This window comes from Pseudonocardia nigra, from assembly GCF_019396355.1.
GTDB classification, from domain to species: Bacteria; Actinomycetota; Actinomycetes; order Mycobacteriales; family Pseudonocardiaceae; genus Pseudonocardia; species Pseudonocardia nigra.
The window spans coordinates 1-20,213 of sequence record NZ_JAHKRK010000007.1 but is presented as its reverse complement, the minus strand read 5'-3'; the positions used below and the strand labels follow the sequence as shown (position 1 = coordinate 20,213).

The window sequence follows — 20,213 nt, the reverse complement described above, 5'->3', positions numbered from 1 at the left end:
GTGAGGGTGCGCGAGTCGGGGTCCGGGTGCGCGGGGCGCCGGCCGAGGGCGAGCCGACGAGGCCATGACCCGAACGGCCTACACTCCGGGCCCATGGCGCGGTCCCGTCAGGCCAGGGGGTGGGTGCTCGACTGGCCGGCCCGCATCGCGCTCGCCGTCGTCGTGGTGGTCGCGAACGTGATCGGCGCGGTCGTCGTGTTCGCCCTGTCGGCCTGGGTGCTGCCGGAGGGACCGCTCGCCGACCCCGCGATGGTCCGCCGGTTCAACGTCATCCTGTTCGGCGCATACGTGCTGCTGGCGGTACCCATCGGACTGTTGTGGGGCGGCAGGCGGTTCCGGCTGCGGCGCCCCCGTGCCGCCGACGCCGACGCCGCGGCGCGCCGGGAGCAACGCATGGTGCTGTACGGGCCGTTGCGCCTGGTGGTCGTGCAAGCCGTCCTGTGGATCGCCGCGGCCGCGCTGTTCGCCGCGGTGAACGCTCGGTTCTCGCCGCGCCTGGCGATTTCGGTGGCGGAGACGATCGTGCTCGGCGGCATCACCACGTGTGCGCTGTCCTACCTGCTCAGCGAGCGGATCCTCCGCCGCACCGCGGGCCGCGTGCTCGGGGCGCACCCGCCGCGGCGGCGCGTGCTGCCCGGTGTGACCGTGCGGTCGCTGCTGTTCTGGGCGCTCGGCACCGCCGTGCCGGTGGTCGGGCTGATGCTGACCGCGGTGTCCGCGCTGATCTACGGCGACGTCCCGGCGGACCGGCTCGCGGTCATCGTGCTCGCGATCGGGTCGGTCGCGCTCGTCATCGGCCTGCTCGTGACCGTGGGGTCGGCCAGGGCCGTGGCCGACCCCGTGAACGCCGTCCGGCGGGCGATGCGCCGGGTGGAGGGCGGCGAGCTCGACGCGAGCGTGACGGTCTACGACGGCACCGAGCTCGGGCAGCTGCAGGCCGGGCTCAACACGATGGTGGAGGGTCTGCGAGAGCGCGAGCGCATCCACGACCTGTTCGGCAGGCACGTCGGGCGGGACGTCGCCCGCGCCGCGGCCGCGGCGGGCGAGGTCCGGCTCGGCGGCGAGGTGCGGCGGATCGCCGTGCTGTTCGTCGACCTGGTCGGGTCGACCGGGCTGGCGGCCGAGCGCCCGCCCGAGGAGATCGTCGGTCTGCTCAACCGGTTCTTCAGGGTCGTGGTGGAGGTCGTCGAGGAGCACGGCGGCTGGATCAACAAGTTCGAGGGGGACGCCGCGCTCGCCGTGTTCGGCGCACCGGTCGCCGACGACGACCCCGCGGGCTGCGCGCTGGCCGCGGGGCGGACCCTCGCCGAGCGGCTGGCCGTCGAACTCCCCGAACTCACCGCCGGGATCGGGATCTCCGCGGGCGACGCGGTAGCCGGCAACGTGGGGGACGTGCGCCGCTACGAGTACACCGTGATCGGCGACCCGGTGAACGAGGCCGCGCGGCTCACCGAGCTGGCGAAGGCCGAGCCGGGGCGGGTGCTGGCCGCCGGCGCGGCCGTGGCGCTCGCGAGCGGCGGGGAAGCCCGCCGGTGGGAGCTGGGCGACGCCACGGTGTTGCGGGGCCGCAGCGCGCCGACCCGGCTCGCCACGCCCGTGCCCGAGCGGGCGCCGGTGGGCGACGCCGCAGAGGTCGCAGGCTCGCAGCCGTGAGCGAAAAACACGGACGCCCCTCGCAGACATGGGAAACACTCGGGCGATGGATGACGCCGCTCTGCCCGAGGTCCTAGCCCGGCACCTCGATGCGTTCAACCGGCAGGATCTCGACACTCTGCTCGACGGGTTCACCGCCGACGCCCGGTGGGTCACCGGAACCAGCTCCTTCCGCGGGCGCGCCGAGCTCGCCGACCTGTTCCGCGGCGCGTTCCCGGTGTCCCCGACCCTGCGGCCGCTGTCCGTACTGGCCGCGGGAGACCGCGTGGCGGCGGAGCTGCGCGAGTACCTCGTGCACGACGGCGTCCCCGCCGAGTTCGCGATCGCGGGTTTCTACCGGATCGAGAGCGGCCGGATCGCGGCGGCGAAGATCTACCGGGAGGGCTCGGCCGACCTCCCCCGGTCGACGCGGTGAACGCGCCGCGGTAAGGGATCGAGAGGAGCCCTTACCCCGGGGCGCGGCCGCGTGGTGAGCAATCCGACGTGGAATTCCGATGCGGCGCCCTCCTGCCCGCGGGTTAGCGTCGAGTCGTGACTCAGCTGGCGTCCGCGCCCACTGTCCCCGCATCCCGCTACCCGTGGGCCGCGCTGGCAGCCGTGGCCGTCACGGTGCTGGCCTGGGCGTCGGCGTTCGTCGGCATCCGTTCGGTCGGGGCGTCCTACGACGCCGGTCCGATGGCGCTGGGCCGGCTCCTCGTCGGCTCGCTCGCCCTCGGGGCCGGCCTGCTCATCAGCCGCCGCTGGGTGCAGCCGACCAGGCGGGAGTGGGCACTGATCGCGCTGTGCGGGCTGGCCTGGTTCGGCGTGTACAACGTGGCCCTCAACGCCGCCGAGCAGCGCGTCGACGCGGGCACCACCGCGATGCTGGTGAACGTCGGCCCCATCCTCATCGCGCTGTTCGCCGGGCTGCTGCTCGGTGAGGGCTTCCCGCGCTGGCTCGTGATCGGGGCGCTGGTCGCGTTCGGTGGCGCGGTCCTCGTCGGCGCGTCCACCGCGAACGCGGCCGGCTCCGACCTCCTGGGCGTCGTGCTCTGCCTCGTCGCCGCGGTGACGTATGCGATCGGGGTGCTCGCGCAGAAGGTCGTGCTGCGCCGGTTGCCCGCGTTGCAGGTCACCTGGCTCGCGTGCACGATCGGCGCGCTGGCCTGCCTGCCGTTCACGCCGGCCCTGCTCGCCGACGCCGCCGCGGCGCCGGTGGGCGCGACGGCCGGGCTGGTCTACCTCGGCCTCGTGCCCACCGCGCTCGCGTTCAGCACCTGGGGCTACGCCCTTGCGCGGATGGACGCCGGGCGGCTCGGCGTGAGCACCTATCTGGTCCCGCCGATCACGATCGCGATGTCGGCGGCCCTGCTGTCCGAGGTCCCGCCGGTGCTGGCGTTCGTCGGCGGCGCGATCTGCCTGGTCGGGGTGGCGCTGTCCCGGCGCCGGTAGCCACCGCTCAGCCGAGGCGGCGAAGAACGCGCGGATGTCGCCCACCAGCGCGTCCGGCACCGCCATGGCGACCATGTGCCCGGGGCTCTCGAGGCCGACCAGTGCACGATGTCGTTCCCTCGCTCGGCCAGCTTGCGGAACGCCGACGGCCCGCCGTGGGACACGCCCGTCGGCACCGCCGTCTGGTGGGTCGGGAGGCCCGCGGCCTCGTCGTAGTAGGTCCACGACGACGAAGCGCCGGTCTCGGTCAGCCAGTACAGCGTCGCGGTGGTGAGGAGCTGGTCCCGGCCCACCGACCCGGCCGGGACGTCCTCGCCTGCCGGCCAGCCATCGAACTCCCGGAACCGCTCCAGCAGGTAGGCGAGCTGGGCGACCGGCGAGTCGTGCCAGCCGTAGGCGAGGGTCTGCGGCCGGGCGGCCAGGTACGGCGCGTAGCCGCTGGCGCCCGCCCACCCCTGCATCAGCCCGCCGAGCTCCGCGTGCTCCTGCTCGGTCAGGCCCTCGAGCTCGGCCGGGTCGCCGGTCGGGATGCCGAGCCCGCCCGTGATGTGCACTCCGATGACGTGCTCCGGGTCCACCACGGCCAGCTGCGGGGAGACCAGCGCGCCCGCGTCGTTGCCGTGGGCGCCGTACCGCTCGTAGCCCAGCCGGCGCATCAGCTCCGCCCAGGTCCGCGCCACGCGCTCGACGCTCCACGGCCGGTCGTCGGCGGGCTCCGGGAACGGCGAGAACCCGAACCCGGGCAGCGAGGGCGCCACGACGTGGAACGCCGGCCCGTCGCTGCCGTGGCTCCTCGGGTCGGCGAGTGGGCAGATGACCTGCAGGAACTCGGCCACCGAGTTTCGGCCAGCTGTGCGTGAGCACCAGCGGGACGGCGTCCGGCTCGGGCGACCGGACGTGCAGGAAGTGGATCTGCTGACCATCGATCTCCGTGGTGAACTGCGGGAACACGTTGAGCGCCTTCTCGTGCTCGCGCCAGTCGTATCCGGTGCGCCAGTGCTCCACGAGCTCACGCAGGTGTCCGACGGGCACGCCGCGGCTCCACCCGCCGCCGGGCAGCTGCCGCGGCCAGCGGGTGCGGGCGAGCCGCTCGCGCAGGTCGTCGAGGTCGCCTGGGGGATCGCGATGGAGAACGGGCGGATGTCGAGGTCCATGCCAGGAACCCTAGGGAGGAACTAGGTCAACTCCTGGCACACATTGTCCGCCCGCCCGAACGTCAGCAAGGTGGCCTTACTGCCACTGGACGGCAGCATGGCCACCTTGCTGCCACCCGGGTCCGGGAGGGCGCGCCGCTACGTCGACGTCAGGCGGTAGTCCTCGTCGCGGGCGTCCGTGATCAGCATGTGGCCCGGCGCGTGGGCGATCGCGAGCGACGGCCGCGACTCGACCACCGCCGCCTGCGGCGTCACGCCGCACGCCCAGAACACGGGCACGTCCGCCGGCTCGCACACGACCGCGTCGCCGTAGTCGGGCGCGTCGAGGTCGGCGATACCCAGCTCGCGCGGGTCGCCGACGTGCACGGGTGCGCCGTGCACCGCCGGGTACGCGGCGGTCACGCGCACGGCCGTCTCGACGAGGGCGGCCGGCACCGGGCGCATCGACACCACCAAGGGGCCGGACACCGCCCCGGCGCCCCGGCAGCGCCAGGACGTCCGGTACATCGGGACGTTGACCTTCTGCTCGACGTGCCGCACCGGCACGCCGGCCGCCGCGAGCGCCCGCTCGAAGGTGAAGCTGCACCCGATGAGGAAGCTGACGAGGTCCTCGCGCCACCACCCGTGCAGGTCGGTGGGTTCGTCGGCGAGCTCCCCGTCGACGTAGACGCGGTACCGCGGGATGTCGGTGCGCACGTCGCCGTCGAGCAGCGGCCCGGCGACGGCCCCGGCGTCGAGCACGTCGAGCACCGGGCAGGGCTTCGGGTTGCGCTGTGCGAACAGGAGGAAGTCCCAGGCCAGTTCGCGGGGAACCGTGATCAGGTTGGCCTGGGTCCAGCCGTCGCACCAGCCCGCGGTGGCCGTCACCAGGCCGTCGCGGAACCGGGCGCGTGCCTCGGCGGGGTTCATGGCCGGTCCTCTCTCCAGGGTGGGGGCACGAGCACGAAACGCACCGACTGGCCGGGGCGCACCTGCGCCGCCCGGTCGACCTCGGCGTCCAGGACGACGGCGGCCACCGGGTAGCCGCCGGTGACGGGGTGGTCGGCGAGGAACAGCACCGGTTCGCCGCCGGGCGGCACCTGGATCGCGCCGCGCACCATGCCCTCGCTCGGCAGCTCGCCGTCCCCGGCCCGCTCGAGCCGCCCGCCCTCCAGCCGCATCCCGACGCGGTCGCTGCGGCTCGAGGCCGTCCACGTGGTTCGGGCGAGCGCGCACGGGTCGGCGAGCCGGTCGGCGCGCGGCCCTGCGATGGCCCGCAGGGTCACGACGCCGCCGGGCGGGCAGGCCACCGGCGCGACGTCCACCAGCGGGAAGTCCGCAGGTTCCGGGCCGACCGGCAGGACCTGGCCCGGGGCGAGCTTCGGCGGGCCGAGCCCGGCGAGCACGTCGGTGCTGCGCGAGCCGAGCACCGGGTCCACCGCGATGCCGCCGCGGACGGCGAGGTAGGTGCGCAGGCCGGTCGGCGGCACCCCGAGCCGCAGTACCTGGCCGGGACGCAGGGTGAGCACGGCGTGGTGCCCGACGGGCGTGCCGTCGACGTCGGCCGGGGCGGGGGCGCCGGCGAGCGCCACGGTGAGCAGCCCACCGGCGCGGACGGCCAGCCCGCCGAACACGACCTCGATCCCGGCGGCGCCCTCGGGGTTGGCGACGAGCCGGTTGGCCAGCCGCAGGGCGGCACGGTCGGCGGCCCCCGACCGGCCGACGCCCGACGCGGCGAGCCCCGGCCGGCCGAGGTCCTCGACGAGCGCGAGCGCCCCGGTGGCGAGGACGTGCAGGTCCCGGGTCACCGCACACACCGCGTGGGGTCCGCACACATGGCCGGCGGTGTGTGCGGACGCCGGACGGTGTGTGTCGTGGGCGGTCACCGGACCGCCCGGAAGCGGACGGAGCCGCCGGGCCGCAGGAGGGCGCCGCGGTCGAGGTCCCACAGCACCGCGTCCGTCCGGCCGATGAGCTGCCACCCGCCGGGAGACGACCGCGGGTAGACGCCGCTGAACTCGCCCGCCAGCCCCACCGACCCCGCCGGCACCGACGTGCGCGGCTCGGCCCGGCGGGCGACGTCGAGCCGCGGGTCGCCGCCCACGAGGTACATGAACCCGGGCGCGAAGCCGCCGAACGCCACGCGCCACGGCGTGGCGGTGTGCGCCGCGACGACGCCATCGGCGCCCAGGCCGGTGAGCCGCCCGACCTCGTCGAGGTCCGGCCCGTCGTAGACCACCTCGATCTCCACCGCGTCCCCGTCCGGCGGCGCCGTCCCCGGCTCGACCTCCAGGGCCAGCACGGACCGCCGCACCGCGGCGAGGTCGGTGCCGGGTTCGAGCGGGAGCAGCACCGTGCGGGCCGCCGGGACGACGTCGACGACCCCGGCCGGCGGGTCGGCGCGCAGGGCATCGGCGAGTGCGAGCACCTCCGCCAGCTCACCCACCTCGCAGAGCAGTGCGGAGTCGCCGCACGCGAGCACGTTCACGAGTTCTCCTCTGCACGTCGGAACCATGGTGCTGCCGCAGACCCCCCGGCCGCAGCAGGACGGCTCCGAAGTGCACTCATGCGAAGGACTTCAGCTCCACGCCCGCCTTCTGCAGGCCGTTGCGGACCGCGGCGGCCATCGCGACCGCGCCGGGGCTGTCGCCGTGCACGCACAGGGACTCCGCGGCCACCGACACGTCGCTGCCGTCCACGGCCGTCACGACACCCTCGGTGACCATGCGCAGCACCCGTGCGGTCACCTCGTCCGGGTCGTGCAGCAGCGCGCCCGGTTGCGAGCGGGGCACCAGCGTCGCCTCGGGCGTGTAGCCGCGGTCGACGAAGAACTCCCGCACCGTGCGCAGGCCCGCCGCCTCCGCCGCGCGCAGCAGCGCGGACCCGGGCAGGCCGAGCACCGGCAGCGCCGCGTCGTAGTCCCGGACGGCGGCCACGACGGCCGCGGCCTGCGCCTCGTGGTGCACCACGGCGTTGTAGAGCGCGCCGTGCGGCTTCACGTAGCGCACGGCCGTGCCGTTCACCCGGCACATCCCGTCGAGCGCGCCGATCTGGTAGACGACGTCGTCGGCCAGCTGCACCGGGTCCATGTCGATGAAGCGGCGGCCGAATCCGGCCAGGTCGCGGTAGCCGACCTGCGCCCCCACCGCCACGCCGCACTCCACGGCCAGCGCGCAGGTGTGTCGCAGCGTCGAGGGGTCGCCTGCATGGAAGCCGCACGCCACGTTCGCCGACGTGACCAGGTCGAGCATTGCGTCGTCGTCGCCGAGCACCCACCGGCCGAACGACTCGCCGAGATCCGAGTTCAGGTCCACAGCTTCGCCAATCCGGAGAGGGACGAGTATCCGAGGTAGAGCGTCAGCAGCCAGGCGAGCACGCCGACGCCGAGCAGCCAGGCCGGGTAGCGGTAGCCGCCGAGCAGGTCCCGGCGCCGCCAGGCCACCCACAGCACGACCGTGAACCCGATCGGCAGGATGAGCCCGTTGAACGCGCCCGCGAACACCAGCAGGGTCACCGGCGCCGCGCCGATCACCAGGTAGATCACGGCCGACAGCGTGATGAACGCGACGGTGATCAGGTTGCGCCGCCGCTCGGACGTGCGGCGCGAGGTCAGGAAGGACACCGACGTGTACGCCGCGCCGATCACGGACGTGATGCTGGCGGCCCACAGGATGACGCCGAACACCCGCAGGCCCACCTGGCCCGCCGCGGCCTCGAACGCGCTGGCCGACGGGCTGTCCTGGGCCAGCGTCACGCCGCCGGCCACCACGCCGAGCACGGCGAGGAACAGCAGCACCCGCATCACGCCGGTCACCAGGATGCCGACGACCGAGCTGCGCGTGATCGCGCCGACGTGCTCGGGTCCCGTCATTCCCGAGTCCAGGAGACGGTGCGCGCCGGCGTAGGTGATGTAGCCGCCGACCGTGCCGCCGATCAGCGTCGTGATGACGAGGAAGCTGACCTGGTCGGGCAGCACGGTCTGGCGCAGCGCCTCCCCGACCGGCGGCCCGGACACGATCGCCACGTAGAGCGTCATGAGGATCATCACGGCGCCGAGCACCACGACGATGCGGTCCAGCGCGACGCCCCCGCGCTTGCTCAGGAAGATCGCGATGGCGATCGCGGCCGAGATCGCCCCACCGATCTTCGCGTCGAGGCCGAGCATCGCGTTCGTGCCGAGGCCGGTGCCGCCGACGTTGCCGATGTTGAACACCAGCCCGCCGAGCACCACGAGCCCGGCGAGCAGGTAGCCGACGCCGGGGGCGACCTTGTTGCCCAGCTCGTGAGCGCGCTCCCCGGACACCCCGATGACCCGCCAGACGTTCAGCTGCACCGCGATGTCGACGAGGATCGACACGAGCACCGCGAACGCGAACGCCGCCCCGAGCTGCGCGGTGAACGTGGTGGTCTGGGTGATGAACCCCGGACCGATCGCGCTCGTCGCCATCAGGAACATCGCGCCGATGACGGCTCCGCGGCTCGTCGCCGCGCCGACCGCCGCCGTGGCCTTCGGATCGCTCATCGCTCGCCCTCGCTGGCGCTCGGGCGGCGCTTCGCGCGGGCGCTGTGTTGATGATTCGCTCGCTGACGCTCGCTCATCTCGGCTCCTTCGTCGAGCGGTGTGACCGGCCGCACAGCGCTCACCGGTGTTGGTGAGCGTAAGGATTGTTCAACAATCCGGCAATAGGAAGTTGGGATCGGGTGACGACCGAAACCGGCTCGTCACCTACCGTGTACCCATGACGGCCGTCGATCCGGCGAGCGACGCACTCGCCTCCCTCGGGCGGGCGCGGCACCTCATCGCCCGCACCACCACGGCCGAACGGGTCGCCGACGCCGTCCGCGAGGAGGTGGCGGAGGGCAGGCTGCTGCCGGGCGCCCGGCTCCCGGAGCAGGCGCTGTGCGCCGCACTCGGGGTGTCGCGCAACACCGTCCGCGAGGCGCTGAGCCAGCTCGTCTCCGAGCGCGTGCTGGTGCGCGAGCACAACCGCGGGGTCTTCGTCGCCGAGCCCGACCGCGACATCGTCCGCGACGTCTACCGCGCCCGCCGGATCCTCGAGCCCGCCGCCGTCCGCCACGGCGAGGCCTTCGACGAAGCGGGCGTCGCACTGGTGCGGGCCGCCGTGACCGAAGGGATGGCGGCCGCGGCTGACGACCGCTGGGACGACGTCGGTTCCGCCAACCAGCACTTCCACCGCGCGCTCGTCGCGCTCGCCGGGAGCGCCCGGCTCGACCAGCAGATGGCGCTGCTGCTCGCGGAGATGCGCCTGGTCTTCCACCGCATGCCCGACGTCCGGGAGTTCTTCGAGCCCTACGTCGCCCGCAACGACGTGATCGCCGGGTTGATCGAGGCAGGCGATCGCGAGGCCGCCGCGGTCGAGATCACGGACTACCTGCACGCGGCGGAGAAGCAGCTGCTGGCGGCGTACGAGCAGCTCTGAGGGTAGATCCGGGGGCGCGAACGGGCCGTTCGGGCGAACCTATCGTGCGAAAGTGCCGTTCGCGTGACTTCCGTCTCGCGCCGGCGCCAGGCCGAGCGCCTCGGTGAGCAGTGCCCGCACCCGCTCGTTGCCCGCGGAGTAGTAGATGAACGTGCCCTCCCGCCGGCCCTCGACGAGCCCGGCCAGCCGCAGCTTGGCCAGGTGCTGGCTCACGGCCGTGGGCGCGGCGCCCACCAGCTCGGCGAGGCAGGCAACCGACTCCTCGCCGTGCAGCAGTGCCCATAGGATCTTGATGCGGGTGGGGTCGGCGAGCAGGCGCATGGAGTCGGCCGCCCGCCGGACGTCGTCCGGGTGCGGCATCGCGAAGCCCGGGATGCCGTCGTGCACGAGCGGGAGCCTACCTGTGAGCACCTGATCAGGTCTCCACTTCCTGGCTATCTGCATGCATGCGCAGATACGCTCCTCCGCATGCCGTCGCCGTTCGCGCTGTCCGAGGTCCGCTGGGCCGCTCTCTCGCTCGCCGGGTTCGCGCTCGCCGTGCCGGCCGACCTGCTCGGCGCGCCCGCCGTCGTCGTCGCCGTCACCTACGCGGTCTGCTACCTCGCGGGCGGCTGGGAGCCCGCACTGGAAGGGCTGCGGGCGCTGCGCGAGCGGCGGCTCGACGTCGACCTGCTGATGGTCGTGGCCGCGGTCGCCGCCGCCGCGATCGGCCAGTACTTCGACGGCGGCCTGCTCATCGTCATCTTCGCGACGTCGGGGGCGCTCGAGGCGGTGATGACGGCGCGGACCCGCGCGAGCATCGAGGCCCTGCTCGACCTCGAGCCGGAGAGCGCCACGCTGGTCGACGCCGCGGGCGAGCGGCGGGTCGCCGCCGCCGACCTCGCCGTCGGCGACGAGGTGCTGGTGCGTCCCGGGGAGCGGATCCCGGGCGACGGCAGCGTGCTCTCCGGGGCCAGCGACGTCGACACCGCCGGGCTGACCGGTGAGCCGCTCCCGGTCGCCGTCGGTCCGGGCGACACCGTGCACGCCGGCACCGTCAACGGCACCGGCACGCTGCGGGTGCGCGTGGAGCGGGACCCGACCGCCACCGTCGTGGCCGGGATCGCCGCTCAGGTCCGGCAGGCCACCGAGACCAAGGCGGGGCGCCAGCTCGCGATCGAGCGGATCGAGCAGCGCTACTCCACCGCCGTGGTGGTCGGCGCCGTCGCGCTCCTCGCCGTGCCGCTGCTGTTCGGCGCGGCGTTCGAGCCGACGCTGCTCCGCGCGATGACGTTCATGATCGTGGCGTCGCCGTGCGCCGTCGTGCTGGCGACGATGCCCCCGCTGCTGGCCGCCATCGCCGCCGCGGGCAGGCGCGGCGTGCTGGTCAAGGACGCAACTGTCGTCGAGGCGCTCGCGGCCGTCGACGCGGTCGCGCTGGACAAGACCGGCACGGTCACCCGCGGCCGCCCCGAGGTCGTGGCCGTGGAGCCGCTCGGGCAGCCCGCGGAGCGGGTGCTCGCGCTGGCCGCGGCGGCCGAGCAGGGCAGCGAGCACGCCCTCGGCCGCGCCGTCCGCACCGCCGCGGGCAGGCGCGGCGTCGCAGTGCCGGAGGCGCGGGCCTTCGCGGCGCTGCCGGGGGTCGGCGTGCGCGCGATGGTGGACGGCGCCGACGTGCGCGTCGGCCGTCCGGCCCTGCTGGACCACGTGGACGCGGGCGCCCGTGCGGTCGTCGACCGGCACGAGGCCGAAGGCCGCACCGCGGTGGTCGTGCTCGCCGACGGGCGACCGGTCGGGGTGCTGGCAATGGCCGACGGGCTGCGTCCCGGGGCCGCTGCCACGGTCGCCGAGCTCGAGCGCGTGATCGGCAGGGCCCCGGTCCTGCTCACCGGCGACGCGCCGGCGCCCGCCGCCGCCGTCGCGGCCGAACTGGGCGTCGCCGACGTGCGCGCTGAACTGCTCCCGGCCGACAAGAGCGCTGCCGTCCGCGAGTGGCAGCGGGAGGGGCGCACCGTGCTCGCCGTCGGCGACGGGATCAACGATGCCCCGCTGCTCGCCACTGCCGACGCGGGCCTCGCGGTCGGCGAGGGGGCGGGGGCGCTGAGCGTCCAGGCGTCCGACGGGGTGCTGATGCGCGACCCGATGGCGTCGCTCGCGCCGCTGCTCGAGCTCGCCCGGCGGGCCCGTCGCGTGTCACGGGCCAACCTCGCGTTCGCCTGCGCGGTGATCGTCGTGCTCGTCGGGTGGGACCTGTTCGGCACCTTGCCGCTGGCGCTCGGTGTGGCCGGGCACGAGCTGTCGACGGTGCTCGTCTGCCTCAACGGCCTGCGGCTGCTCGTGCCGCCCCGCCGGGCGGCCCCGGTGTCGGCCGCGCCGGTCCCGCTCGAGCGCGCGGCCGTCAGGGCGGGGGCGGCGGGGCCAGGTCGGTGAGGGCCGCCAGGGCCATCCGCGCGAGCAGCGGCGCGACGGCCGGGCCGCGGCCGCTGTGCGGGGTGGAGTTGAGCAGCCCGAACGTGCCGTGCGCCGCGATCCGCGCCGACTCGGCGGAGAGGCCGGGGTGGGCCCGCCGCAGCGTGTCCACCCAGATCTCCACGTAGGTGCGTTGCAGCTGCCGGACCCGGCGCCGGGCCGGCGCCGGCAGGTTGGCCAGGTCGCGGTCCTGCACCACGATCAGCTCCGGCTCGCGCAGCGCGAACTCCACCTGGAACTCGACGAGTGCGGCGAGCACCTCGTGGGGGTCGTCGGACGCCGCGGCCCGCGCGCGCCCGCCCTCGAGCAGGTGCTCGCTGATGCCGACGAGCATCTCGGCGAGCAGCGCCTCCTTGCTCGGGAAGTGCCGGTAGAGCGCCGGACCGCTCACGCCGACGGCCGCGCCGAGGTCGGCGATGCTCACGCCGTGGAAGCCGTGGCGGGCGAACAGCTGCGCCGCGACCGTGAGGATCTGCTCGCGCCTGCTCCGGCCCGCGCGCGCCGCCGGGGTCGCCACGGGGGCAGCCTACCGTCCCGGTTAACGCGCGCTAACCTCGCCGAAGATCGCCACATCTCAGCGCGGTCACAGTGCCGGCCGATACCCTCGACCTCATGCCCGGACTCCCCCGATGGCTGCGCGCCCGCATGGGCGTGCGCGCCGCGTCGGCACTGTCGGCGGCCGTCGTGGTGGCCGCGTCGCTCATCGTGGCGGGCGCCGCGCTGGTGTTCCTGGTGGGGCAGTCGCTGCGGCACACCGTGGAGAGCAGCGCGGAGGAGCGGGCGCAGCTGATCCTCGAGCGGGTGGCGGGCAACTTCCGCGGGGCCGTCAATGAGAACGCGCGCGAGGCGCTGGGCGCCCTCACCGCCGACAGCGACCTGGCCCAGGTACTGGTCGAGTACGACGAGTCCGTCGTGGTGGAGGCCGCCACCGATGCGGTCGACCGCAACGTGCCGATCTCCGACCTCGCGCCGGCCGCCGGGGAGAACATCCTGGTCGAGGCGCAGATCCCGCTGGTCGGCGGGGGCTCTGTCGACGCCGTGCTGGTGGCGGTCGGCGGCAGCTCCGTGGGTCGGCCCGTCGACGTCCTGTACGCGATGCCGCTCACCGGCGTCCAGGCGGCCACCGACACGCTGCTGTTCTACCTGTCGTTCGGCATCCCGATCCTCATCGTGGTCGCCGGCATCACCACCTACCTGTTCGCCGGGCGTGCGCTGCGGCCGGTCGAGGCGATCCGCACCCAGGTCGCCGCGATGACGGAGAAGGACCTCGCCCAGCGCGTGCCCGTCCCGGCGGCGCGCGACGAGGTCGGCCGTCTCGCCGAGACGATGAACGGGATGATCGCCCGGCTGGAGGACGCGCAGGGCGTGCAGCGGCGGTTCGTCGCCGACGCGAGCCACGAGCTGCGCAGCCCGCTGGCCACGATCGCGACCGGCCTGGAGCTGCTGCAGCGCAGCTCGGGCGACCCGGCCACGGTCACGGCACTGCGCGGCGAGACCGCGCGGCTCGGCAAGCTCGTCGAGGCGCTGCTGCTGCTGGCGAGGGCCGACGAGCGCGGGTTGCAGCCGCGCCGCGAGGAGGTCGACCTCGACGAGGTCGCCGAGGCCGAGCGCGGCCGGCCGGCCGAGGGCGGGATCCCGGCGGAGGTCCGCACCGAGCCGGTCCGCGTGATCGGCGACCGCGGCCAGCTGGCCCGCGTGGTGCGCAACCTCGTCGACAACGGGCGCAGGCACGCCAGCTCCCGGGTGCTCGTCACGGTCGGCAGGCAGGGCGACGTCGCGGTGGTCGAGGTGTCCGACGACGGGCCGGGCGTGCCGCCCGCCGACCGCACCAGGGTGTTCGAGCGCTTCGTCCGGCTCGACGACGCCCGCGCCCGCTCCGACGGCGGCTCCGGCCTGGGCCTGGCGATCGTGGCCGAGGTCGTGGCCGCGCACGGCGGTTCCGTCGAGGTGACCGACGCACCGGCGGGCGGGGCCCTGTTCCGGGTGCGGTTGCCCGCGCTCGAGCAGCCTGCCGCCGATCCCCAGCCCGAGCCCGTGGCCGCCGAGGCGCCCGCGCCGCAGGTCACCCCCGTCCCGGTCCGGGACGCCGACGCCCGCCGCGATCCGGCGACGATGCCGTGGGGCATCCCGCCCGTCGGGTCCGCCGACGCCGCGCCACAGCCGGCGCCCCGGCCGCATCCCGGGCGCGCGCCCGTGCCCTCGCCGCGCGACGAGCGGCGGCCGGCAGCGGTGCCCGTCCGGCCCGATCAGCCCGGCTCGACCATCCGGTAGCCCACGCCCCGCAGCGTCTCGATGCTGCTGGTGCCGAACGGGGCGTCGATCTTGCGGCGCAGGTAGCCGACGTAGACCTCCACGACGTTGACCTCGCCCTCGTAGTGGGCGTCCCACACCGCGCGCAGGATGTCGGTCTTGGTGACGACCTCGCCCGCGTGCCGCATCAGGTGTTCCAGCACGCCGAACTCGCGCGGGGTCAGGGTGATCTCGGTGTTGCCCCGGTGCACCCGGTGGCGGGCCGGGTCGAGGCGGAGGTCGGCGACGGTGAGCACGGTGGGCCGGGCCTCGCCGGACCGGCGCAGCAGCGCGCGGAGCCTGGCGAGCAGCACGACGAACGAGAACGGCTTGACGAGGTAGTCGTCGGCGCCGAGGTCGAACGCATCGGCCTCGTCGTACTCGCCGTCCTTCGCGGTGAGCATGAGCACCGGCGTCCAGACCTCGGCGGCGCGCAGCCGCTGCAGCACCCGGTACCCGGACAGGCCGGGCAGCATGATGTCGAGCACCACGACGTCGAACTCGCCCGTGCTCGCGGCCGCCAGGCCGGACGGTCCGTCGTGCACCACGTGCACCGAGTGGCCCTCGGCCGCCAAACCGCGCTTCACCATCTCGGCGAGCGGTACCTCGTCCTCCACCAGCAGTACGCGCACGGCGCAGACCGTATCGGGTGACGGGGACGCCCCCGTCGCCGTGCCGGGCCGCCCGCGCCCTGGCGGCCCACGTTAATGACCGTTAACATCGGTCCGAGAGCCGACCCAGGGGGTGACATGCCCGTCGCGACGTCCGGCGCGGTCCTGACCAGCGCCGTCGATCCGTCAGACGACGCCGCCGCGCAGTACGCGGCCGCGCACCGCGAGCTCGTCGCGGACCTGCACGCGAGATTGGGCACCGCCCGCCTGGGCGGCCCCGAGCGGGCCAGGGCGCGCCACGTGGAGCGGGGCAAGCTGCTGCCGCGCGACCGCGTCGACGACCTGGTCGACCCGTCCAGCCCGTTCCTCGAGCTCTCCCCGCTCGCCGCGAACGGCATGTACGGCGACGATGCCCCGGGCGCCGGAATGATCACCGGCGTCGGCCGCGTGGCCGGCCGCGAGTGCGTGATCGTCGCCAACGACGCCACCGTCAAGGGCGGCACGTACTATCCGATGACGGTGAAGAAGCACCTGCGCGCGCAGGAGGTGGCCCTGCACAACAGGCTGCCGTGCATCTACCTGGTCGACTCCGGGGGCGCCTACCTGCCGGAGCAGGACGACGTGTTCCCCGACCGCGAGCACTTCGGGCGCATCTTCTACAACCAGGCGACGATGTCCGGGCTGGGCATTCCCCAGATCGCCGCGGTGCTCGGCTCGTGCACCGCGGGCGGAGCATACGTGCCCGCCATGAGCGACGAGGCCGTGATCGTCCGCAACCAGGGCACGATCTTCCTCGGCGGTCCGCCGCTGGTGAAGGCGGCCACGGGCGAGGTCGTCACGGCGGAGGAGCTCGGCGGCGGCGACCTGCACTCGAAGGTCTCCGGCGTCACCGACCACCTCGCGAACGACGACGCCCACGCCCTGCAGATCGTGCGCTCGATCGTCGGAACGCTCGGGCCGCGCGCCCCGCGGCCGTGGGACGTCCTGCCGACCGAGGATCCGCTGCTCGACCCGGCGTCGGTCTACGACGTGGTGCCCACCGACTCCCGCACGCCCTACGACGTGCGGGAGGTGATCGCCCGGATCGTCGACGGCTCGCGATTCGGAGAGTTCAAGGCCGAGTACGGCACCACGCTGGTCACGGGCTTCGCGCGGCTGCACGGCCACCCGGTCGGGATCGTCGCGAACAACGGCATCCTGTTCTCCGAGTCGGCTCTCAAGGGCGCGCACTTCATCGAGCTGTGCGACCAGCGCGGCATCCCGCTGGTGTTCCTGCAGAACATCTCCGGCTTCATGGTCGGCCGCGAGTACGAGGCCGGCGGGATCGCGAAGAACGGCGCGAAGATGGTCACGGCCGTGGCGTCGACCAGGGTCCCGAAGTTCACCGTGATCATCGGCGGGTCGTTCGGGGCCGGGAACTACTCGATGTGCGGGCGTGCGTACTCGCCCCGGTTCCTGTTCATGTGGCCCAACGCGCGCATCTCCGTGATGGGCGGCGAGCAGGCCGCGATGGTGCTCTCGACGGTCCGCAGCCCGAAGGACCCGGAGCCGGAGGAGCAGTTCAAGGACCGCATCCGCGCGCAGTACGAGCACCAGGGCCACCCGTACTACTCCACCGCGCGCCTGTGGGACGACGGCGTGATCGACCCGGCCGACACGCGCACGGTCCTCGGCCTGGCCCTGTCCGCCGCCGCCAACGCGCCGCTGGCCGACCCGGCCTTCGGCGTCTTCCGGATGTGACCGCCGTGTCGCCCCACGCCGCCGCCCCGGCCCCGCCCCGCGCGCGCCGGCCCGGCCCGACCCCGGTGATCAAGGCGCAGATGTCGCATGTCGATCTCCGGGAGCGACGTTTGCGCCTTGATCAGCGCGGTCGACCCATCACCACCCCGATCGGAGGCGTCCGTGTTTGACACCGTCCTCGTCGCCAACCGCGGTGAGATCGCCGTCCGGGTGATCCGCACGCTGCGGCGGCTCGGCGTGCGGTCGGTCGCCGTGTACTCCGACGCCGACGCGGGCGCTCCGCACGTGGCCGCCGCCGACATCGCGGTCCGGATCGGGCCGGCGCCCGCCGCTCAGAGCTACCTGTCGATACCCGCCGTGATCGACGCGACCCGGGCCACGGGTGCGCAGGCGATCCACCCCGGCTACGGCTTCCTGTCCGAGAACACCGCCTTCGCGGCCGCCTGCGCCGACGCCGGCATCGCGTTCGTCGGGCCGCCCGCGTCGGCGATCGAGGCGATGGGCGACAAGATCCGGGCCAAGCAGACCGTCGCGAAGGCGGGCGTCCCCGTCGTCCCCGGCTCCGACGGCGCCGGCCTGTCCGACGAGGAACTCGCCGCCGCCGTCGAGCAGGTCGGCTACCCCGTGCTGCTCAAGCCGTCGGCCGGCGGGGGCGGCAAGGGCATGCGCGAGGTGCACCGGCCCGCCGACCTGGCCGACGCGATCGCGAGTGCCCGCCGTGAGGCCCGCGCCTCCTTCGGCGACGACACGCTGCTCGTCGAGCGGCTCATCACCACCCCGCGGCACATCGAGATCCAGGTGCTCGCCGACGCGCACGGCAACGTCGTGCACCTGGGCGAGCGCGAGTGCAGCCTCCAGCGGCGGCACCAGAAGATCGTCGAGGAGGCCCCGTCGGCGCTGCTCACGCCGGCGCAGCGGGAGCGGATGGGCGCCGCGGCGGTCGAAGCGGCCCGCGCGGTCGGCTACACCGGCGCGGGCACGGTGGAGTTCATCGTGGGCGGCGACCGGCCCGAGGAGTTCTTCTTCATGGAGATGAACACCCGGCTGCAGGTGGAACACCCGGTCACCGAGGAGGTGTACGGGGTCGACCTCGTCGAGTCCCAGCTGCGCATCGCGGCGGGCGAGGAGCAGCCGTGGCCCAGGCGGATCCGTGCCTCGGGGCACGCGATCGAGGTGCGCATCTACGCCGAGGACCCCTCGGCCGGTTTCCTCCCCACCGGCGGCCGGATCCTCGCCCTGCGCGAACCGGCCGACGTCCGGGTCGACTCGGGCGTCGCCGCGGGCGGGGTCGTGGGCTCGGACTACGACCCGATGCTCGCGAAGGTGATCGCCTGGGGCCAGAATCGCGATGACGCCCTGCGCCGCCTCGACGGCGCCCTGCGCGACACCGTGCTGCTCGGCCTCGGCACCAACGTCGGCTTCCTGCGCGCGCTGCTCGCCGACCCGGACGTCCGCGCGGCGCGCCTGGACACCGGGCTCGTCGGCCGCCGCGTCGACGACTGGACGGCCGCCGAGCTGCCCGACGACGTGCTCACCGCGGCCGCGGGCCACGCCCTGCTCGCGCTCGAACCGGCCGGCCCTGTCGTCGACCCGTTCGACGTCCCGGGCGGCTGGCGGATCGGCGAACCGGCCTGGACGACGTGGCGGATGCTCGTCGCCGGGCACGAGCCCGTCGTCGTCCGGATCCGGGGGCGCGCCGCGCGGGCCGAGGTCGCGGTCGGCGACGCGCCCGCGGTCCCGGTGTCGGTCCGCCGCGCCGGCGACGCGCTCACCGTCACGCTGGACGGCGTCACCCGCCACTGCGTGTGCGCCCAGGACGGCGAGACGCTCTGGCTCGGCCGCGACGGGCACGCGTGGGCGATCCGCGAGCAGGAGCCCCTCGACGCCGCCCGCAGCACGGCCGACGGCGCGGGCGGGCCCGTGCTGTCGCCGATGCCCGGCACCGTCACGGTCGTCGAGGTCACCGAAGGCCAGCAGGTCACGGCGGGCGACCGGCTCGTCGTCGTCGAAGCCATGAAGATGGAGCACGTGCTCACCGCCCCCGTCGACGGGGTGGTCCGCGAGCTGCGCGCCCGCGCGGGGGCCACCGTCGCGAAGGACGCCGTGCTCGCCGTCGTCGAACCCGTCGAGAACCAGGAGAGCTGAGCATGGATCTCACCCTGAGCGAGGAGCACGAGGCGCTGCGCGCCACGGTGGAGGACTTCGCCCGCAAGGAGGTCGCCCCCGTCATCGGGGAGTTCTACGAGCGCGGCGAGTTCCCGTACGACCTGGTGGCGCGGATGGGCGCCATGGGCCTGTTCGGGCTGCCGATCGGTGAGGAGTACGGCGGCATGGGCGGCGACTACTTCGCCCTGTGCCTCGCGCTGGAGGAGCTGGCCCGCGTCGACTCGTCGGTGGCGATCACGCTCGAGGCGGGCGTCTCGCTGGGCGCGATGCCGATCTACCGCTTCGGCACCGAGGAGCAGAAGCGGCGGTGGCTGCCGGAGCTGGCGGCGGGCGAGAAGCTGGGCGCGTTCGGGCTCACCGAGCCCGGCGGCGGCTCGGACGCGGGCGCCACCCGCACCACGGCCCGGCTCGACGGCGACGAGTGGGTGATCAACGGCTCCAAGGCGTTCATCACGAACTCCGGCACGGACATCACGTCGGTCGTCGCGGTCACGGCGATCACCGGTGAGTCCGGCGGTCGCAAGGAGATCTCCGCGATCATGGTGCCGGCCGGCACCCCGGGCTTCCGGGTGTCGCAGAAGTACTCGAAGGTCGGGTGGTCGGCCTCCGACACCCGCGAGCTGTTCTTCGACGACTGCCGGGTACCCGCAGCCAACCTCGTGGGCGAGCGCGGCCGCGGGTACGCGCAGTTCCTGTCGATCCTCGACGAGGGCCGCGTCGCGATCGCCGCGCTGAGCGTCGGCCTCGCGCAGGGGTGCGTGGACGAGTCGCTGCGCTACGCCCGCGAGCGCGAGGCGTTCGGCCAGGCGATCGGCTCCTACCAGGCGATCCAGTTCAAGATCGCGGACATGGAGGCGCGGGCGCACACGGCCCGGCTGGCCTACTACGCGGCCGCGGCGAAGATGCTGCGCGGCGAGCCGTTCAAGAAGGAGGCGGCGATCGCGAAGCTGGTGGCGTCGAACGCGGCGATGGACAACGCGCGCGACGCGACCCAGATCTTCGGCGGTTACGGCTTCATGAACGAGTACCCGGTGGGCCGCTTCTACCGCGACGCGAAGATCCTGGAGATCGGTGAGGGCACCAGCGAGGTGCAGCGGATGCTGATCGCCCGCCAGCTGGGCCTGTAGCCACCCGCCGTCTGCCGCCTCGGGATGACCGGAGAGCGCGGGCCGAATTGCAGCAAAGTCCCCCATGGCCTTCGGCCGCCACGAGGTATGAGAATCGGGTCGGGTCCGGCTGAGCTCGGTTGGCATTGGTGCGTCTAGCCCGAAGCAAAGTCTGAGGCCTGGGGGCCTTCCCGG

At 74.2% G+C, this 20,213-nt stretch carries 17 protein-coding genes and 1 pseudogene; 9 read left to right on the top strand and 9 right to left on the bottom strand.

All coding sequences use genetic code 11. From position 1 onward, the window contains the following. Nucleotides 1-93 precede the first annotated feature (93 nt). From KME75_RS03280 to KME75_RS42535, 3 genes are all read left to right on the top strand, one after another. Nucleotides 94-1,653, top strand: a complete 1,560-nt coding sequence (locus tag KME75_RS03280) for an adenylate/guanylate cyclase domain-containing protein (protein ID WP_219413012.1) — start codon at nt 94-96, stop codon at nt 1,651-1,653. A 46-nt stretch (nt 1,654-1,699) separates the two neighbouring features. Beyond that, nucleotides 1,700-2,068, top strand: coding sequence for a nuclear transport factor 2 family protein (locus tag KME75_RS03275; protein WP_246631386.1), 369 nt, complete (start codon nt 1,700-1,702; stop codon nt 2,066-2,068). A gap of 116 nt (nt 2,069-2,184) precedes the next feature. Next, nucleotides 2,185-3,084 (top strand): DMT family transporter, encoded by a 900-nt coding sequence (locus KME75_RS42535; protein ID WP_308282521.1) that lies wholly within the window; start codon nt 2,185-2,187, stop codon nt 3,082-3,084. Between the two features lie 21 nt (nt 3,085-3,105). Here the strand turns inward: KME75_RS42535 and KME75_RS42530 are convergent. From KME75_RS42530 to KME75_RS03245, 6 genes and pseudogenes are all read right to left on the bottom strand, one after another. After that, nucleotides 3,106-4,238, bottom strand: a pseudogene (locus KME75_RS42530) (epoxide hydrolase family protein); the annotation flags it as partial. Nucleotides 4,239-4,376: 138 nt separating this feature from the next. Continuing rightward, nucleotides 4,377-5,147 (bottom strand): putative hydro-lyase, encoded by a 771-nt coding sequence (locus tag KME75_RS03265; RefSeq protein WP_219413011.1) that lies wholly within the window; start codon nt 5,145-5,147, stop codon nt 4,377-4,379. Next, the gene (locus tag KME75_RS03260) at nt 5,144-6,025 is read right to left on the bottom strand and encodes a 5-oxoprolinase subunit C family protein (protein WP_219413010.1); all 882 of its coding nucleotides are present in this window, start codon (nt 6,023-6,025) and stop codon (nt 5,144-5,146) included. The genes KME75_RS03265 and KME75_RS03260 overlap by 4 nt, the downstream gene beginning before the upstream one ends. Nucleotides 6,026-6,099: 74 nt before the next feature. Continuing rightward, nucleotides 6,100-6,705 carry a 5-oxoprolinase subunit B family protein gene (locus KME75_RS03255; protein WP_219413009.1) on the bottom strand — a complete coding sequence of 202 codons (606 nt, stop codon included), beginning with the start codon at nt 6,703-6,705 and terminating at the stop codon, nt 6,100-6,102. Nucleotides 6,706-6,781: 76 nt separating this feature from the next. Beyond that, entirely contained in the window at nt 6,782-7,543 is a 762-nt protein-coding gene (locus KME75_RS03250) for a LamB/YcsF family protein (RefSeq protein WP_219413064.1), read from the bottom strand. Further along, on the bottom strand, nt 7,522-8,739 hold the full coding sequence (locus KME75_RS03245; protein ID WP_219413008.1) for an NRAMP family divalent metal transporter: 1,218 nt from the start codon (nt 8,737-8,739) through the stop codon (nt 7,522-7,524). The genes KME75_RS03250 and KME75_RS03245 overlap by 22 nt, the downstream gene beginning before the upstream one ends. 217 nt (nt 8,740-8,956) lie before the next feature. On the opposite strand from KME75_RS03245, the gene KME75_RS03240 reads away from it, so the two are divergent. Then, nucleotides 8,957-9,658, top strand: coding sequence for a GntR family transcriptional regulator (locus KME75_RS03240; protein ID WP_219413007.1), 702 nt, complete (start codon nt 8,957-8,959; stop codon nt 9,656-9,658). A gap of 39 nt (nt 9,659-9,697) precedes the next feature. Here the strand turns inward: KME75_RS03240 and KME75_RS03235 are convergent, their stop codons facing one another. Next, a complete protein-coding gene (locus KME75_RS03235; protein WP_219413006.1) occupies nt 9,698-10,045 on the bottom strand; it encodes an ArsR/SmtB family transcription factor in 348 nt (115 codons plus the stop codon). A gap of 81 nt (nt 10,046-10,126) precedes the next feature. Between KME75_RS03235 and KME75_RS03230 the strand changes: the two genes are divergently transcribed. Continuing rightward, nucleotides 10,127-12,067, top strand: a complete 1,941-nt coding sequence (locus KME75_RS03230; RefSeq protein WP_219413005.1) for a heavy metal translocating P-type ATPase — start codon at nt 10,127-10,129, stop codon at nt 12,065-12,067. Here the strand turns inward: KME75_RS03230 and KME75_RS03225 are convergent. Further along, nucleotides 12,036-12,623, bottom strand: coding sequence for an SACE_7040 family transcriptional regulator (locus KME75_RS03225; RefSeq protein ID WP_219413004.1), 588 nt, complete (start codon nt 12,621-12,623; stop codon nt 12,036-12,038). The two genes, KME75_RS03230 and KME75_RS03225, sit on opposite strands and share 32 nt — an antisense overlap. A gap of 95 nt (nt 12,624-12,718) precedes the next feature. Between KME75_RS03225 and KME75_RS03220 the strand changes: the two genes are divergently transcribed. After that, complete coding sequence (locus KME75_RS03220; RefSeq protein ID WP_219413003.1) at nt 12,719-14,377, top strand: sensor histidine kinase; 1,659 nt, start codon at nt 12,719-12,721, stop codon at nt 14,375-14,377. Here KME75_RS03220 and KME75_RS03215 read toward each other — a convergent pair. Further along, the gene (locus KME75_RS03215) at nt 14,353-15,027 is read right to left on the bottom strand and encodes a response regulator transcription factor (protein ID WP_219413002.1); all 675 of its coding nucleotides are present in this window, start codon (nt 15,025-15,027) and stop codon (nt 14,353-14,355) included. The genes KME75_RS03220 and KME75_RS03215 overlap by 25 nt on opposite strands. Nucleotides 15,028-15,144: 117 nt before the next feature. Here KME75_RS03215 and KME75_RS03210 point away from each other — a divergent pair, with 117 nt between their 5' ends. The 3 genes from KME75_RS03210 (at nt 15,145) to KME75_RS03200 (ending at nt 20,039) form a co-directional block, all read left to right on the top strand. Next, nucleotides 15,145-16,746, top strand: a complete 1,602-nt coding sequence (locus KME75_RS03210) for a carboxyl transferase domain-containing protein (RefSeq protein WP_219413001.1) — start codon at nt 15,145-15,147, stop codon at nt 16,744-16,746. Between the two features lie 162 nt (nt 16,747-16,908). Next, the gene (locus KME75_RS03205) at nt 16,909-18,891 is read left to right on the top strand and encodes an ATP-binding protein (protein WP_219413000.1); all 1,983 of its coding nucleotides are present in this window, start codon (nt 16,909-16,911) and stop codon (nt 18,889-18,891) included. 2 nt (nt 18,892-18,893) lie between these two features. After that, nucleotides 18,894-20,039, top strand: a complete 1,146-nt coding sequence (locus tag KME75_RS03200; protein ID WP_219412999.1) for an acyl-CoA dehydrogenase family protein — start codon at nt 18,894-18,896, stop codon at nt 20,037-20,039. Nucleotides 20,040-20,213: the final 174 nt, after the last annotated feature.

Excerpts from the sequence above, each read along its gene's own strand:
- KME75_RS03280 (WP_219413012.1), top strand. The coding sequence starts at position 94 with ATGGCGCGGTCCCGTCAGGCCAGGGGGTGGGTGCTCGACTGGCCGGCC.
- KME75_RS03275 (WP_246631386.1), top strand. The coding sequence starts at position 1,700 with ATGGATGACGCCGCTCTGCCCGAGGTCCTAGCCCGGCACCTCGATGCG.
- KME75_RS03265 (WP_219413011.1), bottom strand. The coding sequence starts at position 5,147 with ATGAACCCCGCCGAGGCACGCGCCCGGTTCCGCGACGGCCTGGTGACG.
- KME75_RS03245 (WP_219413008.1), bottom strand. The coding sequence starts at position 8,739 with ATGAGCGATCCGAAGGCCACGGCGGCGGTCGGCGCGGCGACGAGCCGC.
- KME75_RS03240 (WP_219413007.1), top strand. The coding sequence starts at position 8,957 with ATGACGGCCGTCGATCCGGCGAGCGACGCACTCGCCTCCCTCGGGCGG.
- KME75_RS03230 (WP_219413005.1), top strand. The coding sequence starts at position 10,127 with ATGCCGTCGCCGTTCGCGCTGTCCGAGGTCCGCTGGGCCGCTCTCTCG.
- KME75_RS03220 (WP_219413003.1), top strand. The coding sequence starts at position 12,719 with ATGCCCGGACTCCCCCGATGGCTGCGCGCCCGCATGGGCGTGCGCGCC.
- KME75_RS03210 (WP_219413001.1), top strand. The coding sequence starts at position 15,145 with ATGCCCGTCGCGACGTCCGGCGCGGTCCTGACCAGCGCCGTCGATCCG.
- KME75_RS03200 (WP_219412999.1), top strand. The coding sequence starts at position 18,894 with ATGGATCTCACCCTGAGCGAGGAGCACGAGGCGCTGCGCGCCACGGTG.